Annotated in this window: 15 protein-coding genes; 4 read left to right on the plus strand and 11 right to left on the minus strand. The window is 54.6% G+C overall.

All coding sequences use genetic code 11. From position 1 onward, the window contains the following. Positions 1 to 11: 11 nt before the first annotated feature. The 7 genes from ACFQ03_RS24075 to bioB all read right to left on the minus strand — a co-directional run bounded on the left by ACFQ03_RS24075 (position 12) and on the right by bioB (position 6,979). Positions 12 to 1,289 carry an AGE family epimerase/isomerase gene (locus ACFQ03_RS24075; RefSeq protein WP_379291489.1) on the minus strand — a complete coding sequence of 426 codons (1,278 nt, stop codon included), beginning with the start codon at positions 1,287 to 1,289 and terminating at the stop codon, positions 12 to 14. Positions 1,290 to 1,291: 2 nt separating this feature from the next. After that, positions 1,292 to 2,170, minus strand: a complete 879-nt coding sequence (locus tag ACFQ03_RS24080; protein ID WP_379291491.1) for an NAD(P)-dependent oxidoreductase — start codon at positions 2,168 to 2,170, stop codon at positions 1,292 to 1,294. Between the two features lie 145 nt (positions 2,171 to 2,315). Beyond that, positions 2,316 to 3,002, minus strand: a complete 687-nt coding sequence (locus ACFQ03_RS24085) for a GntR family transcriptional regulator (protein WP_379291513.1) — start codon at positions 3,000 to 3,002, stop codon at positions 2,316 to 2,318. A 428-nt stretch (positions 3,003 to 3,430) separates the two neighbouring features. Continuing rightward, positions 3,431 to 4,096 (minus strand): bifunctional 2-keto-4-hydroxyglutarate aldolase/2-keto-3-deoxy-6-phosphogluconate aldolase, encoded by a 666-nt coding sequence (locus tag ACFQ03_RS24090; RefSeq protein ID WP_144939737.1) that lies wholly within the window; start codon positions 4,094 to 4,096, stop codon positions 3,431 to 3,433. Between the two features lie 49 nt (positions 4,097 to 4,145). Beyond that, positions 4,146 to 5,114 carry a sugar kinase gene (locus ACFQ03_RS24095; RefSeq protein ID WP_379291493.1) on the minus strand — a complete coding sequence of 323 codons (969 nt, stop codon included), beginning with the start codon at positions 5,112 to 5,114 and terminating at the stop codon, positions 4,146 to 4,148. A 1-nt stretch (position 5,115) separates the two neighbouring features. Beyond that, positions 5,116 to 5,871 carry a 2-dehydro-3-deoxy-D-gluconate 5-dehydrogenase KduD gene (gene kduD / locus ACFQ03_RS24100; RefSeq protein ID WP_144939735.1) on the minus strand — a complete coding sequence of 252 codons (756 nt, stop codon included), beginning with the start codon at positions 5,869 to 5,871 and terminating at the stop codon, positions 5,116 to 5,118. 109 nt (positions 5,872 to 5,980) lie between these two features. Then, entirely contained in the window at positions 5,981 to 6,979 is a 999-nt protein-coding gene (bioB, locus tag ACFQ03_RS24105; RefSeq protein WP_379291496.1) for a biotin synthase BioB, read from the minus strand. A 255-nt stretch (positions 6,980 to 7,234) separates the two neighbouring features. On the opposite strand from bioB, the gene ACFQ03_RS24110 reads away from it, so the two are divergent. Beyond that, a complete protein-coding gene (locus tag ACFQ03_RS24110) occupies positions 7,235 to 7,528 on the plus strand; it encodes a hypothetical protein (RefSeq protein WP_379291498.1) in 294 nt (97 codons plus the stop codon). A 163-nt stretch (positions 7,529 to 7,691) separates the two neighbouring features. Here the strand turns inward: ACFQ03_RS24110 and ACFQ03_RS24115 are convergent, their stop codons facing one another. Further along, a complete protein-coding gene (locus tag ACFQ03_RS24115; protein WP_379291500.1) occupies positions 7,692 to 8,054 on the minus strand; it encodes a VOC family protein in 363 nt (120 codons plus the stop codon). A gap of 402 nt (positions 8,055 to 8,456) precedes the next feature. Here ACFQ03_RS24115 and ACFQ03_RS24120 point away from each other — a divergent pair, with 402 nt between their 5' ends. The 3 genes from ACFQ03_RS24120 to ACFQ03_RS24130 all read left to right on the plus strand — a co-directional run bounded on the left by ACFQ03_RS24120 (position 8,457) and on the right by ACFQ03_RS24130 (position 10,698). Next, entirely contained in the window at positions 8,457 to 9,350 is an 894-nt protein-coding gene (locus tag ACFQ03_RS24120) for an ankyrin repeat domain-containing protein (RefSeq protein ID WP_379291502.1), read from the plus strand. Further along, positions 9,347 to 10,165, plus strand: coding sequence for a GNAT family N-acetyltransferase (locus ACFQ03_RS24125; RefSeq protein WP_144939725.1), 819 nt, complete (start codon positions 9,347 to 9,349; stop codon positions 10,163 to 10,165). The genes ACFQ03_RS24120 and ACFQ03_RS24125 overlap by 4 nt, the downstream gene beginning before the upstream one ends. 143 nt (positions 10,166 to 10,308) lie before the next feature. Continuing rightward, positions 10,309 to 10,698, plus strand: a complete 390-nt coding sequence (locus tag ACFQ03_RS24130; protein WP_144939723.1) for an ankyrin repeat domain-containing protein — start codon at positions 10,309 to 10,311, stop codon at positions 10,696 to 10,698. 591 nt (positions 10,699 to 11,289) lie between these two features. Here ACFQ03_RS24130 and ACFQ03_RS24135 read toward each other — a convergent pair. The 3 genes from ACFQ03_RS24135 to ACFQ03_RS24145 form a co-directional block, all read right to left on the minus strand. Then, positions 11,290 to 13,821, minus strand: coding sequence for a hypothetical protein (locus ACFQ03_RS24135; RefSeq protein ID WP_379291504.1), 2,532 nt, complete (start codon positions 13,819 to 13,821; stop codon positions 11,290 to 11,292). Then, entirely contained in the window at positions 13,818 to 15,461 is a 1,644-nt protein-coding gene (locus ACFQ03_RS24140; protein WP_379291506.1) for an RNA polymerase sigma factor, read from the minus strand. Before ACFQ03_RS24140 ends, ACFQ03_RS24135 begins: the two co-directional genes overlap by 4 nt. 327 nt (positions 15,462 to 15,788) lie before the next feature. Next, positions 15,789 to 17,570 carry an ABC-ATPase domain-containing protein gene (locus ACFQ03_RS24145; RefSeq protein ID WP_379291508.1) on the minus strand — a complete coding sequence of 594 codons (1,782 nt, stop codon included), beginning with the start codon at positions 17,568 to 17,570 and terminating at the stop codon, positions 15,789 to 15,791. Between the last annotated feature and the right edge of the window lie 469 nt (positions 17,571 to 18,039).

Below are 18,039 nucleotides of genomic sequence, written 5' to 3' on the forward strand. Positions count from 1 at the left end.
GGAACGGAACATCATTTCATCTTGCGAAGAAGCTCAATAATATAAATCACGTTGCGAATAATGTGATAAGGGTCCTTGACCGGCAGCGCGACTACCTTCTCTATCGGCTCGCCGTTCCGCTTGCGAATCTGTATCCACTCCCCGACTTCCCTGTCGGGATTGGGGAACGTGGAGAAGGTATAGTCATGCACCTTCCGATAGTCATCCAGAAATTCCGGGTTCCCGGTCAGATGGTAGCACAGCAGCGTAGTATAGAGCGCCTCGGAATGCACCCACCACAGCTTGTTGTCCCAATTTTCCCGGATCTGCTTGATCATCGGCTCCGACTCCAGACCGGCCGGTGCCTCCCCAACAGGAGGTCCGCCCAGGCGGTCCATGAACAGGAGCAGCCCTCCATACGGTTCGTCCCAGCCGAGCTCGAACATTTTCTTGGTCGTACGTACCGCCTTCTCCACATAGCCTTCCAGTCCCAGCTTCTGCGCGGCATGAATCAGGAACCACATATCCTCGATCACGTGGCCGGGATTGCAGTATCTCCCCAGCAGCGTATCGTCGCGGCCGTTATCGGTGCAGATCATTTCGTTCAGTACCCCGGATTCATCCATGAAGAGGCAGATCTCCTCCATGCAATTCCTCATCATACCGGCCAGCCTGTCCGTATCCTCGTCCTTCAATGAGGCGGCGGCTTCCCACAGCTCCTGGGTAACATTCAGCAGAATCATCGGAATGTTGTGAGACTTGTATCCTTCGGGAGTAGGATAAGGGGCCATGTGGTAATCCCGGCGGGCTATCCGGTCGGTCACCGAATCATGCAGGGATCTCGCGAAAGACAGCGCCTCCCGGTCCTCGGCCGCCGACGCATAATGGGCCAATCCGGCAATGACGAAGCAGTCGGCAAAGATGCTTGAATCATAAGGATCACCCGGTTGATTGACTTTCGGGCGGCCTTTCTTATCCATGACGAAGGTGCAGTGGCCGTTTTCCAACAGACAGTGCTTCCTCAGGAACAAAGCGCCATGACCGGCCAGCTTCAGAAAATGCCTGCGCTCCGCGTCGCTGAAAATGCCCGAATCGCTCGTCGCCAGCTTGGCGTACATCCAGACGAACCTTCCCTGTGACCAAGTGTACTTGTCTTCGCTGACCAGCACGGCCCCGGTATTGTCATAGCAATTAAAATAACCGCCGTCCTCCCAATCGACAGACTTCAGCCAGAACGGCAGCAGAACATTTTTTAAGTGATCCGTATAAAAATCCAGCAGTGCATCTCTATTCCAATTATCGGTTATCATCGTTAGTTCTTCTCCTCCATTCCCGGATATTCCCTGACTACTCTGGCCATCTCGGAAAGATCGTGATCGCCATAGCCCTTCAATTGTCCCAGCCGAAGCAAATTCAGCCCGCCATCCAGTACGAAGGAGGGCATCGAGTATTCTTCGAACAGCTTCTTCACGTATGTTATGTCTTTAAGCGCGAGATCAAGAGAGAAGGACGGCTCGTAAGTCTGATCCACGATCTTCGGCCCGTTGCTCTGATACATGGCGCAATTGACGCCGCTGTGACCGATCGTCTCGAACAACTGCAGGGTATCGAAGCCCAGCTTCTCCGCCAGCGGAAAAATTTCCGAATAAAGCGCGACATACATAATCGCCAAATAATTGTTGGCCAGCTTGGCAATGTTGCCTGAGCCCGGCCCGCCCATGTATTGAACCCCCCGGGAAGCAAAGCAGCTCATTATCCCGCGGGTATCCTCGAACGTCTCCTTGTCACCTCCGAATGTGACCATTAGCGTCCCCTGCTCGGCATGGGCCGGGGTCCCCATCAGAGAAGCATCGGCAAACCGGCCTCCGGCTGCCCGGACCTCTTCGTGCAATTGCTTCGAGGACAAGGGATAGCTGGTGCTTAAATCGATGATGATTTTGCCCTTCACCCCGTGGGCTATCCACTCCCGAACGGTTTCCTCGACCTGCACCGATCCCGGCAGGGACAGGAAAATTACATCGCTACCGTCCAGAAGCCCCCTACCGTTCTCAGCAATATTCGCATAGGAGGCAAACGGCTTCAGCAGTTCCCGGTTGATATCGTATGCCGTGACGGAATACCTCTGCTTGATCAAATTCCGGCAGATCCCGCTACCCATCCTCCCTAATCCGACCATTCCGATTTTTGTCATGGCAGTCTTCCTTCCTTATGAATGGATATGTAATAAGTGCGTAAGCTTTTTCATGCCGACTAGAAAGCGAGCCCTTCCATATTTAGCGCAGCTCTTTCTCTGCGGGTCGCTTAACCGGGAAATCCTCCGACAGCGGTTTTTCTCATTACAACTGCATGCTTCGCTCGGCGGACTCCTTGAAATAATTAGGATACTTCTTTAACAGCTCGTCCTTCTCAAAGCGGGATTTTACATGGATTCTCAGCTCCCGCTCCGCCATATCGAAATCGCGCCGGCGGATGTATTCGACAATGCGGGTATGCTGCAGAATAATCGTTTCCCAGTCAAAATAAACCTCCAGCAGCAGATTGCGGAATCGCTTGTAATGGCCAAGCATCTGCTGAATGACATTCCACGTCCGGGCCTTGCCGCATTTGTAGAAAATAGCGCGATGGAATTCCTCGTCCAGCTCATGCATCTTCTCATAGCTGTCATGTCCAGCGTAGATGACTTGCTGGGATATAAGCGCTTCCAAATCGAGCAAATCCTTCTCACTAAAGCTTCTGCAGGCGATTTTCAAAACGGCCACTTCCATATTCTCACGGACAAAGCGAGCCTCCTCTACTTGCGCCATATCGATCAACGATACAAACGAGCCCTTCTGAGGATAGATAACAATCAGCTCTTCCTCCGCCAGCTTGATAAATGCTTCCCGGGTTGGAGTCCGGCTTACCTGAAGCCTCTCCGAAATCTCCTTCTCGGAGATGAGCATTCCGGGCTTAAGCCTCATGTTCAATATGCTATCCTTGACGGTGTTATAGACATAATCACGATTCGAGCCTCTCTGAGTCACCAAACTAATCTGCTCCAGTTCTTTGATAAACTACATTCAACCAAATCATACTAGTATACTAGTGATACTAGCATGATTTGGTTGAATGTTCAACAATTTTCCATATTTCGCCGAAAACAGACAAATTCCTGCTTCTATCCCCTTTTCTTCCTTGTTCTTCACTGACTTCCCGTTCCTATATAAAGAGGCCCCGCACCCTGCATTGCATAAGACACCGGACCGGGACTAACCCCGGTTGTCCCCCTGTACTGCGGGGCTATGGCGGGATGCCTCATTGCGCCAATAACGGCAGCTTCGAAAGGATCTATAACGGAAAAAAGAGCCTTTCCCTAAATTGGGAAAAGACTCTTTATTCTTTACCATCAAATTGATGCAGCGAAAGAACATCCCTTGAAACACAGACGTTCTAAATTATTCAATAGGATGACTCACTTCGCCTTGGCGGCGAGATAGGCTTCCTTATATTGGGCGGCGCGCTTGGCTACCAAGCTGAAATCGCCGGTCTTGACCGCTTCCGCCGTCAGGTCGGAGCCGATGCCTACCGCTACTGCGCCCGCGCGGATCCAATCGCCCAGATTATCCAGCGATACTCCGCCTGTAGGCATAATGTTGGCTTGCGGGAGCGGGCCTTTGACCGCTTTGATCATTGCCGGCGAGAACAGGTTGCCCGGGAACAGCTTGACGATGTCCACCCCGAGCTCCAGAGCGCTCTGGATTTCCTGAATCGTCATCACACCCGGCATGACCGGAATCCGGTAGCGGTGGCAGAGCGTAACCGTTGCCGGATTGAGCGAAGGCCCGACGACAAATTCGGCGCCGGACAGAATAGCCGCTCTCGCCGTCTCCGGATCGAGCACCGTTCCCACCCCTATGATCGCGAACTTCGCGGGATCTTCCGCAGTTGCGGAGTAGCGCTTGCCCAATTCTTCAATGGCGCGCAGCGCAAAGGGAACGGTCATCGTCACCTCGATGGCCTTGATTCCACCGGCAATCGCCTGCTCGGCCATCTCCACTACTTGCTCCGGAGTATCGCCCCGCAGTACCGCGACTACTCCTTCTTCCATCAGCTTGCTTGTTACGATCATTTTCTTCATCGAGATCACACTTCCGTCTGTTAAGGTTTAGTTGTTTCCTGACATTCGGTTATCTTTCAACATGGGCTACCCGATTCAAGGTCGCCTGCACCTGCTCCCAGGTCGGGATGCCTTCCCAGTCCCCCTCCATCTGAATGACCATGGCTCCGACCAGGTTACCCAGACGAACGGCTTCGTCAAGCGAGTAGTTCTTGAGCAAGCCGGCAATGAATCCTGCGCAGAAGCCGTCACCGGCACCGACCGTATCGACCACCTGCTCTACCTTGAAGTACGGAATGGAGCGGACCTTCCCCTGCTCTACAATAAAGGTCTCGGCGTCCCCGCCCTTGACGATGGAAACGGCTTGCAGCCGACTTAGCTGTTCCACAATCTCATCGAAATTATCCGTCTGATACAGCAGCTTAAGCTCGTCCAGGCCGGGCAGGAAATAATCCGCCTGCTCTGCAAACGTGAACAAGGTTTCCCGTGCCTTGTCGACACTCCACAGCTTCAGACGCAAATTCGGGTCGAAGCATACCTTCACTCCGTTGCGGCGGGCGATGGCAATCGCTTCGGCTACGGTATCCCGGCAGCTCTCGCTTAATGCCGGAGTAATGCCGGTCACATGGAGAATAGAGGCCTGACGAATATAGGATTCGTCCAGATGCACGGGCTCCATTCGGCTGGCTGCCGAGTGCCTGCGGTAATAGTAGACCGATGATTTGCCGGCTACATTCTCCCGCAGAATGAGACCTGTCGGAGCCTCCGACGTCAATTCCGCCCTGGAGACATCGACGCCTTCCCCGCGGATACGCTTGAGAATCATCCGCCCGAGCGGATCCTCTCCCAGCCGGCCAAACCAGCCGGCCCGGTGGCCAAGACGCGAAATCCCGATGGCTACGTTGCTTTCAGCTCCCCCGAACGACTTCTCCAGATGGGAGGTATATTCGATTCCTTTGGAGCCATTAGGCATCAGAACCGCCATTGTCTCTCCGAACGTGACAACCTCAGGCTGAAACATTTGCATACGGTCCGTCATCTTATCTGCTCATCCATCCGCCATCGACATCAAGCACATGGCCGCTCATATAATCCGATGCTGCAGAAGCCAGGAAGATAACGGGTCCTTGCAAATCTTCCGTCGTTCCCCAGCGACCGGCCGGAATCCGCTCCAGAATCGCTTTGTTGCGGTTCTCATCGGCGCGGAGAGCAGCGGTATTATCCGTGGACATGTATCCGGGAGCGATTGCGTTCACATTGATTCCCTTACCCGCCCACTCGTTAGCCAGAGCTTTCGTTATTCCTGCCACACCGTGCTTCGCAGCCGTATACCCGGGCACGTTAATTCCGCCCTGATAACTGAGCATCGAAGCGATATTAATTATTTTTCCCGACCCTTGCTTGATCATTTCGCGTCCGGCCAACTGGCACAGGAAGAAGACCGAGTTCAGGTTGAGGTTAATGACGTCATGCCAATCCTTCGCAGAGTGATCGGCTGCTGGAGTACGACGAATGATTCCGGAGTTGTTGACCAAAATATCAATCTTCCCGAAAACTTCCAAAGTTTCGTTGATCACTTGCGGAAGCTTGCTTTCATCGCTAAGATCAGCCACAATGGTATGAGCTTTGCGTCCCATGGCTTCAATCTGGTTATGGACTTCGCGAGTCTTGTCGCGGCTTGTAACAATGGCAACGTCCGCTCCCGCCTTGGCCAGACCCAGTGCCATTCCTCCGCCCAGGCCTACGGCCCCGCCAGTGACGATAGCTGTTTTTCCCGTAAGATCAAATAAATTCATGAAAGCAGCACCCCATCCGTTATTCTTTATTTGAAGAGCGGACACCCTTGTCCGATTCTCCCCCCATTATAGTCCAAACCCGGCTGATGTGCCAATAACCGGCAAGGATTTAACCGAGTGCGCACTCCTCGATCTCGAATCCGAGGTCTTCGATCATCCGGTGATCGGCGAGTGACTCCTGGCCTTCGGTCGTCAGGTAATCTCCGACAAACACGGAATTGGCCGCATACAGGCTGAGCGGCTGAAGCGAGCGAAGCTGCAGCTCGCGTCCCCCGGACACCCGGATTTCCTTAGACGGGCAGATGAAGCGAAACAGAGCCAGTACCTTCAAGCATCGGCGGGGGTTCAGGTCGTTCCGGCCGGCCAGCGGGGTACCTTCGATCGGATGAAGGAAATTCACGGGAATGGAATCGGCTCCAAGTTCTCTCAAGGACCAGGCGATTTCCACAATTTCCCGATCGCTCTCGCCCATGCCGATGATACACCCGGAGCAAGGCGACATTCCGGCGGTCTTGGCCTTCTCTACCGTCTGAACCCGATCGTCATAGGTATGGGTCGTCGTAATCCGGCCGAAATGGCTGGAGCTCGTATTCAAGTTGTGGTTATACCGGTCCACTCCCGCTTCTTTCAGCCTCCGAGCCTGCTCCTCATTCAATATGCCGAGGCAAGCGCAAATTTTCATCGGCATCGTCGCCTTGATTTCCCGAACAGCCGCCACTACCTGGTCCACCTCCCGGTTGCTGGGACCCCGGCCGCTCGCCACAATACAATAGGTTCCTGCCTTAAGCTCCATCGCTTTGCGCGCTCCATCCACCAAGGTATCTTTCTCCAGCAAAGTATATTTTTCAATCGGTGCATTGGAAACGATCGACTGCGAGCAGTAGCCGCAATCCTCCGGACACAGCCCGCTCTTGGCATTCATTATCAGGTTCAGCTTTACTTTATTGCCGTAATAATGCCTCCTCACCCGGTAAGCCGCCTGCAGAATAGCCAGTAATTCGCTGTCATCCGCCTGAATCACGGACAAGCTCTCCTCCATGGTGAGTCTTTCCCCGCTTAGCGCTTTATCCGCATATTCGTTCCAGTTGATTTGCTGCAGCTTTGTCATATGTATTTTCCTCCCGTAACCCTGTTTTCTTCTCGAATAATCATGTGAAAATGGACTTTTATATTAATTGTAAACCATTTTTCATCGTATATAGGTTAACATTTTACATCCGCTGTTGTACACCTTTAATTTGTAAGAGCTCTTCAGGATGCGGGAACAGCCGCTTAGGTCACCTGGGCGTTTATTCCAAAGCCCCATCGGGTAAAAATATAAGGAGAAGCGAACATAGTCGGTCAAGGAAAGGAGGTGGGCGGGATGACGGATTGGCTGCAGCCCTGGGGATCGGTTCTATTGTTTACCGTCGTTATTGTGGTCACCTGTACCCTTACGGCTATTGGTGTCTTGCTGTTTCCGGCCAAAAAAGAGGAGCAAGCCGAATTCGAGGAATGGACTCCTTTTTTCCAGGAAGTGAAACCAACGATGAATAAATATGAATGGTCTGAAGAGGAGAAGCAGGACGATGCGAATGAGGAGTCGGATGCGGAGGCCGGTTTATTTGCGGACGATAATCGGTCTTATGACGGAGAAGAGCCGGAATACTCCCGGTAATGCTTTAAATTTCGCACAAAAAGACGGCCCGTCCGATGGAAACGCGACAGCCTGGCATCCAGGATTACCTGAATAGAAATCGCAATTCGGAAGAAGCTCTTCTCTATCGCGATTTCCGGCGGTTTCATCGGACGAGCCTGCACTCGGCGTGCTAAATCGCTGATTACCCTTTCAGCAAAAATTCATTACCGTCTATATCTTTAAACCGGGCATAAGTTCCCCAGGCCATTTGGTTGGGGGGCTCCATAAATTCTACCCCATTGCCGGCCAGACGGTCGTAGGTGCCCTGAATGTCTTCGCATTCGAATACAATAGAGGCTTTCAACTCCTCGGAATTCGGCATCAATTTCTTCGGATATAGGACGAGGCGAGATTGAGCGCCCGGGGGCGCGACTTCCATCCAGTGAGCTTGGGGGCCCATCGGATGATTGGCCACCACTTCAAAGCCGACCTTCTCGGTCCAAAATTGCAGCGATTTCTCCTGATCCTCCACATAAACCGCAACAGTAGCTATCTGTTTGATCATCGTTATTCATCCTTTCATCCCCAGTAATGGTTTCATCGATATTGTTCGTATCCCGTCAGCAAATTATGGCGAAGGCTAAGCGATCTGCCGCCACAGCCCCCTGACGTCTGGAGTGCTTAACTGGACTTTATTATTCTGTCTTCTTCCCCGGGAGCTAAAACCCGGAGTCCCCGATTCACCCCATAATCTCGTAAAAATGCTGCCCATTGCGCCTGTCCTGGGTGCTCTCCGGATTCTCACCCTATTGCCCCATCTGGCTGTCTACCCGGATTCTACCCTATTGCGCCCATCCTGGCTATCTACCCAAACTCTACCCTACGCATCGGCTTTGACATTTTTTTCATTCCAATGATATATTAAAACTGTAATACTTATTACAAAATTACATTCGGGTGTTTATTTATGAGCAGAAAGTCAAAAAGAAGCATCGTTATCTCCGTAAGACTGGATGAAACTACTCTCCAGGCCGTGGATTTGTTGGTGAATTCCGGGCTTGCGCAAAGCCGTTCCGAAGCAGCCTCCCAATTTGTCAGCATCGGGGTGCAGTCCTCCGAAGAGCTGCTGCTCAAGGCCAAAGCCTTGGAAGCCCAAGTCCGCGATTTGAAGAACGAAATGCTCGACGCGGTGAAGAGCCATAACCTGGACAAAGTCAAGCAGCTTCTGGATATCGATGAGAAGCTGAAGGACGCCAAGACCGAAGAGGGCCAAACCGCCATCCTGATGTCCGCTTACTACCGGGCTAACGAGATCCGGGAGCTGCTCCTGCAAAGAGGGGCCGAGCTGAGCTTGTATGAGGCGGCCGCAGTCGGCAATACATCGAGAATCCGGGAGCTGGTAAGCGCGTCCCCGGAATTGGTCAACAGCCACAGCTTCGACGGGTACACCCCGCTCGGTCTTGCGGCGCATTTCGGCAACGAGGAGGCGGCGGCTTATTTGCTTGACAACGGGGCCGATCCCAATCTTAAAGGGAAGGACGGCAAGCTTGACAATACTCCGCTGCATGCCGCCATTGCCGCCAACCATCTTAATCTCGTCAAACTGCTGCTCCGGCACGGTACCGACATCGATTCGCAGTGTGAGGGGGAGGCTCGTCGCGGCTTTACTCCTTTGCATGTCGCGGCCCATTTCAACCGGACCGAAATCATCGGGCTGCTGCTTAAGGAAGGCGCCAATCCCCGCATTGTAAACCGCGATAAGCTAACGCCGGAAGAATACGCACGGATGAAAGGCAATCTCGAAGCCGCCCGCCTTATTCAGGCGGCTGTTAACCCTGCAGATGGGAGGGATCCGATTTGAAGCTGCCCGTCATTAACGAGGAATGGGCCCGGCGGATTCAGCAGTCGGAAGTCGAATTTTTTACTTCGAGAATCAGCTCTATTGGCGAACGGGAAGGAAATCCGAACGGCGTCGAAATTCGGCGTTTCGGGAAATCGACGGCCTTCTATGTTAGAGAAATGCCCTGGAGCCTGTTCAATTCCGTAAAAGGGTTCTCCCACGAGGACCTGAAACGGCTGGAGGAAATCGTTCAATTCTACCGGGAACGGCAGAGAGCCTTCCAGATGGATATCAACCCTGTCGACTGCAGCCCGGAGCTGTTCAAGGAACTGGCCCGGCATGGCTTGCAGCAGGAGGGCTTCCACTCCGTCCTGTATGGGCTGCCGAAAGCCGAACTGCCCGCGCTGCCCGCAGAAATCTCCATCCGTGAAGTGAAGGATGAAGAGGATTTCCAGCACTATGCGGAAGTTCATTGTGTCGGATCGGGGATGGCCCCGGTACACAAGCATCATTTCTTCAATAACAATATCGGCCTGCTGGGAAGGCCGGGCTGGAGAATCTACCTGGCATCGTGGCAGGAGCAGCCGGCTGCCGTAGCTGTCATGCATATAAGCGATGACATCGCTTCCTGCACTCTGGCCGCAACCGCTCCTCAATTCCGGAGGAAGGGGCTGCATACCGCGCTTCTGTTAAGACGGATGCATGATGCGTATAAGGCGGATTGCAGACTCGTAGCGGCACAGGCGAGCTTCGCCGGCACCAGCCAGAACAATATGGAGAGAGCCGGGATGCGAATCGCGTGGACGCGCGCGGTCTGGGGCACCGTTACCACCTAGCCTTGAACCTTTGCTCGCTCTCATCACTTGAATCTTTTCTAACGCGACTATCATCGATTTCGATTAATGCTTTTAAATATTGCTTGCTTTAATTAATGCTTTAATAAATGACCTTAATCAATCGCCAAGGAGAGGATAGCCCTATGCCGGAACTTGCCCCTGATTTAGTCAAAGATTTTGTGTACCAGGCTCATGCCGATTTCGATAAGGTTAAGGAGATGCTGGAGCAGCACCCCGGGCTGCTTAATGCCGCATGGGATTGGGGCAATGGAGATTGGGAGACGGCATTAGGCGCAGCAGCCCACATGGGCAGGCGCGACATCGCGCTCTATCTGCTGGAACAAGGGGCCCGAATCGATCTGTTCGCCGCCGCCATGCTGGGCAAGCTGGACATCGTCAAAGCCATCCTTCAGGATAACCCGGAAGCCCTTCATTCCAAGGGACCTCATACCATTCCGTTAATCGGGCATGCCAAAGCGGGAGGAGAGCATTCGTTAGAAGTGGTTCGGTTTCTTGAAGCTCTTGCTGTATAGTCGCCCGAGTACAAGGCTCCACAAAGTAACGTATGGCCTTCGAAGCGTATTCCGGGTACTTTGCGGGGAGCCCCGTAAATACCCCACAAAGTGACGTATGGCATTCCGGGTACTTTGCGGGGAGCCCCGGTACTTGAGATGAATAACCCGGTATTAGAGGTACCTTTTTATGCCGACTGAAATTTGGCCCCATGTTAATGCTTTATTGCTAACCTTTCAAACGTAGTTAGAAAAAGCCTGCAAATCTGCATGCTTTTGACCGTTTGGCTCCGTGCCCACAGCAAAGCCTGCTAAAATACATCTTTATTCTCGTTCTAGGAGCCTTCGGGCGAATTTATTCGAAAATTCATGCATTATCGCAGCTTTTCTCCTTGAGTACCACGAAACGGCTCAAAATTCATGCATTATCGCAGCAATTTCTCCACGGCCCCGCTTTATGGTGTCTAAACGTTCCTATTTTCATGGCCAGTCACTCCTTATGACTTTGCTTTGATGGTGGGTTTTAACAGCCCTTTAGCGGAGTGCTCCGGAACTTTACAAAGCCCCGATAAGCCGTACATATACAGCTTACCGGGGCTTGAACACGCAGGCTTACAGAAGCTCCACCAGCCGGCGGTAGGCCTGAACTGCTCCGATCTCCGCCTGTTTGGCCCCTCTCATTAAATCAGCAGCCGCGTAACGCCGCTCGACATCCGGAATCGGTCCGAACGGCTGCATCCACGGAAACATTTCGTTCAACTGCCCGAATGCTTCGTTCAGCTTCGCCGCATAACCGATGGCCGCATCGAAAGCGGCATCCAGAGCCGGATCGTTCAGCCGTTCCTTCACCTCGATGAGGAACCTCCAGCCGGAGTGACGCAGCTCCCTCCAGGCATTGGCATGCAGCCCCAAATACCAGCCGTCATACTGCCCTTTCTCCAATGCCCGTATAAGAACGTCAAACGCATCCGGCCCGGTGACCATGCCCGGCTGCGCCCATTTGCCCGCAGGATCGGCGAACTCCACGGCGAGCTGCAAGGCTTCCCGCACCGCCGTGCGGTCGCCGGGAGCCGGCTTCGGCTTGGTCCAATATAGCCGAACCTCCCCCTCCTCCTGTGGAGACAGAATAGCGCCCCTCTGCTGATTTCGCTGACATTCGTCACAACGGCATACCGTTCGAACCGGGCCCTCGTCCTGGAAGTTCACCCGGCGAGCCGTACAGGGCTCACAAGGGCATTGCCCGAGACCGTACATCGTCCAAGGGATGGTCCGCTCCGACGGCCCATGCCATGAGCTTGTATAATATCCGTCCCGGTCATACCCGCGGATAATCGAGTATTCGCCTCCGGGGAAATCGACAGCCCGCCCGAAGCAGGCCCAGCCTTCATCTATCGCCTTCCTTGCGGCGTCCCATGCCTCCCGCAGCAGTGAGCGGTAGGCTTCGCCACGGGCGCAGCCTTCCACCCCGCCGATGTCCAAGCCGATGTTGCCGAACAATTCAACCAAACGACGCTCCGGCAGCGGGATGCAGAAATCATGGACGTTAATCCGTTCATGCATGGCAAATAACAAGGGCCTTCCGGTGATTCCCTGCAGCCAGGCATCGGAGCAAGCAATCCCGTAATAGTTAACTATTCCCCGGTAGGTATTAAAGGGAGACATGCAGCTCATGCCGTGGTAACGCAGACCTTCCAGCATTGTTTGATGGCCCAGCTCCTCCGACAGCCGCCGCATGATCTCCGACACGGAGCTTTCCAGCGAAGCCGCGCGGCGGATCGAGTCCGCAGCCTTCGTCTGCCAATCCGAGTCTGACGGTCGCTGAGACGCGCCATCCAGAAACCATCGCTCCGCCTCGCCGAGAGCGGCGGCAATCGTTTGATATAACCGGCTCCCTTCTTTAATCAGTTCGGTCAGGGAAGGACCGGCTTGCTCCATGCTCCGGTGCAAATACAGTACAGCCTGCTCGCGGGCCTTCCGCCACTCCGAAGCGATTCCGGCATGCCGGGAAGGGTCGTCCGCCGTATCCGAAATGGCCTCAAGCCATTTCCTGTACGCATGAGCATTGTCCTCCCCCGCCTTGGCAGCCAATCGGAAGGCTGCTTCCATTTGATGACGACGGTCCGTCCCCTCAACCTGACGCACCGAATAGATTCGCGGCGCCTCTCCTTCCTGAAGCTGTTCATCCGGATAGAACGCCAAACCGCCTCTTTCCGGGCATTCGAATATCAGGGATCGCCCCTCGCATCCGGTTACGGCCATATATGGCCGTTTCCCCTTAAAGCCGGCGAACAACGGCACCCCTTCCGCCAGCAAATCCGCTGCATGATCCGTCTCCGCCGGTTGGATGTCAATCCCAAGCAGACGGGCCTGTGCCTGCAGGAGGCGGAGATTCTCGTCATCCTTGTCAAATACGCTGCGGGGAGGGGAAAAGGCCAGCCCGCTCACCCCCATCCAGTCGCTCTCGTCGATATAGCGGTTATAATAATGCATGGCTCCGAGCAAGCATGCCCACAGGGAATGCTCATGCGGCGCGGGCCGATATCCGGGAAGCGCGAAGGTTCGGCTCTTCGCTGCTCCATTGTCTGCGGCGGATACGAAGTCGGCAGGCCGATGCTCCTTCACGGCCAGCATCCCCACCCGCAGATTCGCCCGCCAGCCGGTACGAATGCCGATCGGACCTTGGAGCCCGCGATAGTTTCCCGGAAGCGCAAACCGCTCTTCCCCATTCACGAGAAAGCGCATGACATCCTCCGCAATCACCCATTCCACCTGATGCCAGCGGCCGGCCGGCACGCTGCCCAGCCCGGGCATGTTAAAGGCTTGGCCCGTTACCGGGTGCCGAATATGGAGAAGATCCTCCCGCCGGTCCCAATTCAGAATGACCTGCCCTTTCCCATAGACAAGCACAATATTGGTGCTGTCCGTCATCACGGTCGCTTCAATGGATAGCGGCGTCCGATAATGACGCTCCGTCAAGGCGGGATGGATGCCGAACGAGTCCGTAAGCTGCATCCCTTCCGCTATGCGTATTGGCTTACTGTCCGGGTGGGCGACAAGCCGGTCCACAGGCCGCCCCTCCTGATAAACGGTTATCCATACCTGCTCTTCGGTTGCTGTGCTATGGGCCATCTGCTCTTTCATCATCGTCCCTTCTCCTCCTCTTCATTCGAAAGACAGCGGGACAACCGCCTTAAGGCGGTTAATCCGGCCTCTTCACAAGCTTTGATTTGCTGCAGCAGCCTGACGGCTTCCTTCGCTTCTTCCTGGTCCAGCGGATCTCCCCCGGATGGAAAAGGAAACCGGGAAGCCAACCGGGCGAAGCATGCGGCCGCCTCGTAGTAATAACCCTCCGCTTCGAACGCGAGACGTTCCTTCTCCCCTTGCCAGCCCGCGGTCCATTTTCTTAAAAATTGAACGGCATGCCGCCTGGCATCGGCTGCAATTAATAGCGTATAGCTGTTGCCCAACGCATCTACCGTACCGTTGCGAAAAGCCGCCATCCAGGCTTCATAGGCGGCTAATCCGTTTGCATAACCCGGGAAGGACCGTTCGCCGTATGCATGGGCTTCCACCATCGCAATAGCTCTCTTCAAGGCTGCCTCCGGCGAAACCGGAGAAATATGCCGGTCAGGCTCCATAGCCAGCACGAACACCCCTCCGTCCTCGCCGCGCCCTAGCCGGTCGTACGCAATCTTGCCCGGTCCGCTGCCGTCATCTCCGGTGAATTGCTGCCGGGCATCGTCATAGCCGTAGAGCAGCCCGAATTTCGGGGCGAACAGGTCCCAGGCGATAACGGCACGTCCGGCCGCAATCTCTTCCCTCGCCAGCGCGACGGCCTCTCCCAGCATGTACGCGGAGGGAGCCGTACCGCCGTCTCCAACATGCCGGGCCCGCAGCCCCAGGTTGGCCAGCCCTTCGGCGAAGACCGGCTCCCAGAAATACATGGCCGGTCCCGACACCCCTATCCTGGCCGCATCCAGACTGATGCGGAACGCCTGACCGGTAAGCCCCATGACATCGGATACCGTCACATCCCCGCAGCCGATATTCCGCATATATAGAAAGGCACAAACCGCAAACGAGGTTTCCGCGCTTCTCCATTCTTCGGCAGTCCATCGCATGGGCAGAAGATTGTTGGCCTTACGCAGCATTCCGTGAGAAGCGGCTTCCATCCTGTCGCGCAAATATTCGCGCACTCGCGCTTGTTTGACCTTATGCCGTGAACGGGAGATCGCTTTATATACGCTCCCTTCGCTCATTCCCAAGGCGTCTGCAATCTCCCGGGGCGACAGCTGCCGGAACACATGGGCTTCGAACACCTCCCGTTCTCCAGCCGATAATCCGTGCAGCATTCGATGAACCGCGGCAAAAAACTCCCTCTGAAGCCACACACGCTCCGGATCGGCTGCCCCCACGGTCGGCCCCTCCGTATTCCTCGCAAGCCGGTATAATAAGCTGTCCAGATCGGGCCTCAGCTCGCCATTAGCTCCCGCATCCTCTTTAACCGGCAGGCTGCTGAACACCGTTTCGCGGGATACTCGCGCTGTCCGACGCACATCCATTAACGCTTCGTTGCGGACGATCCGGGACAGCCATGGGGCAAATCTCTCCACATCCGCAAGCCGGTCTATATGCTTGAACGCCTGAATCAAAGCATTCTGTACGACATCCTCCGCCTTCATCCGGTCACGGACAATCCTCCTGGCAATTCCGACGGCTCTTTCCCGATGCAGCCGGACCAGCTCGCCAAATGCCTCCGAATCCCCTTGCCGGGCTCTATTCACAAGCACGGTCTCCCTCTCATCCATTTCGATTGGCTTCTTCGTTCTCCTCCCCTCCTTCACCGCATAATAGGATAGATGCTCTAGGGCCCGGATTTTGGACATATTTAACGAAAAAAGTTGGCCCAAATAGAAAAATTTATTTCAGACTGCGATTCTCCATCTGTTTTCCAAGCGCAGCCCTGGTATGTTATCTCTTTAGAACGTTGAAATAACGGGTACTAACTAATTCGCAATACTGCCCGCCACTCCCTTCTACAAAAAAAAGAAAACCGCGACGCGACATTAATCGCTGTCTGGTTTTCCATCGTCACTGATGCTGTTACAAAGTTATTTCACCCTCAGCGTTCTCATCCGGTTAACGGCGGCGGCGAGCTCGTGCTTTCGCGGCAGCGCCAAATCCCCGGGATGCTGTCCACGAAATGGCGAAATCACATCCAGCCCTTCTCCGGCCACCTGCTCATATAGCCGGTCTATCGCTTCCCTCAAACCTTCGCCTTTGCTAAAGCTGCGACGGAACAGGATCCGGAGCATATCCGCTATCGCCCGGGTTTGGCTCGGATCCGCAAGCTGCTCCACGTTCGACAGGTCGACCTGCGATCGGCCGATCAGAATCGCGGATAAACCTTTCGCCGAAATCTTTTCCTTCTTGCCGGCAGCAGCATCGAAGCTGTCAGGAAGCGGATAACGCTCTGTCGGCGCCGTGAACCCCTCGCCCCGTTCCATCTGCCGGCGGCTATCGAGCTCGCGCGCAATGGCGAGGGCCTCCTCCGTCACATCCCTTGGAGAATACTCATCCATCATAATTACCCGGTCGGCCGCGTCGAAATAATCTCCGGAGCCCCCCAGGACGATAATGGTGGATACTCCATGCCGGTCATACAGTTCCCGGACCCGGTCGATGAACGGGGTGATCGGCTCCTTCTCCTTGCCCACCAGCCGCTGCATTCTGGCATCCCGCACGAGGAAATTCGTGGCGCTCGTATCCTCGTCGATCAACAAACAGCGGGTCTTCATTTCGAGCGCCTCCATAATGTTTGCCGCCTGAGAAGTACTTCCGCTGGCATCTTCGGTCGTAAACCGGTTCGTATCTTTGCCGAACGGGAGGTTGGAGATAAACGGAGTAATGTCCACCTTCTCCACCCGGCGACCGTCCTCCGCCCGAATCTTGCAGGCGCTCTCGTCTGTAATGACGTACTCCCTTCCGTCCCCCGGAAGGTGGTTGTAGACTCCGCGTTCTATCGCCTGCAGCAGCGTGCTTTTGCCATGGTAGCCCCCGCCGACGATCAGTGTCACTCCCTCCGGAACAGCCATACCGGTAATTGTCGTTCCATCCGGCAGCGGAATGCTTCGTTCCATGGACGGAGGAGCCTGGAACGGAACAACGTTCCCGCGGCTCAACGGGCGATTGCTGACGCCGCTTTCCCTGGGCAGGATCGCCCCATTGGCGACAAAAGCCACGCATCGTTCGCGCTTCAAATATTCGCGAATCGCCTGTTGGCGGTCCGCCGTGCGAAGATGCTCCTGCAGTACCTCCCATGAGAAGCCGCTCATGGCCTGCAGAACGATATCGGGCACTACGCGGCACAGCAGGCCGGCCGCTTGTTTGCCCAGAATACGCCGGCCGGCCGCCGGCAGGCCGACCGACAAGCGCACCTCCACCTGCTCTAATCTGGCGACGACCGCCGTCCTCATCAGCACCTCCTGGCCCGGAGCGTCGATCCAGATCAACCCGCTGGATCCCGTCCCGCCGTCCCGTTTGGCAGCAGGCTGCTTAGTCCGAATCGCCTGTCCCACCTCTCGGGCAAGGAAATCCTCCAGCGCCGTTCTTCTCCAAGCCGCCTCCAGCCATTCGGCCTTGAACGGCTTGCTTAGCGGATTCACCACCACGCGAATTCGGGACGGGGACGCGAACGGATCTCCCTGGACATAGTCTATATGCAGCGTGAAGCCTTTTCCATCATAAGAGCCCTGTATTTCTTTATAAGCTTTGTATCCTTTGCCATCTATGGCTTGCAGCTTGCGTTCCAGCCTTTCCACCTTTAAGTTCAACATCCTTTCCGGCAAATTGTCCATATAGCTTTCGACCGTATTTTTCCTGTATCTGCTCAATAAAAGTCTGCCCGACGGGTATATTCGTGCATACTTAATTCGCGTTATATTGATTACCTCATGAAGGGTGAGCGGCATGGGCAACTAAGTGGATTTCATACAGCTAGCTTTGCTCCTTAGGGTGAAAAAAGGAAACTACCTTGAAAATCCGTCTATTTTACCGTCTGCAGGCATCGTTGCGTGCGGAGCGGCACGTCTACCTGGAAAATCCGTCTATTTTCACCGCCTGCTGGTGCGTGCAAACGGAATGGTGCGTCTAACTGTATTTTGTACAGGTAGATTCAAGCGAATGGGCGAAAATGATCAAACTAACTGGATAAACTACAGTTAAAATGGGCAGCTTTGGGCGAAACGGCTGTTTTGGCGCAAACTAGCTATAGGTTTTCCAGTTAGTTTCCATATCTCTTCCGAATATAGAAATCTAACTGTATGAAATCCATCCCTCTGGTTTTTAGGGTTATTCTCACGC

The sequence above is a fragment of the Paenibacillus residui genome (assembly GCF_042677205.1).
Classification (GTDB): domain Bacteria; phylum Bacillota; class Bacilli; order Paenibacillales; family NBRC-103111; genus Paenibacillus_L; species Paenibacillus_L residui.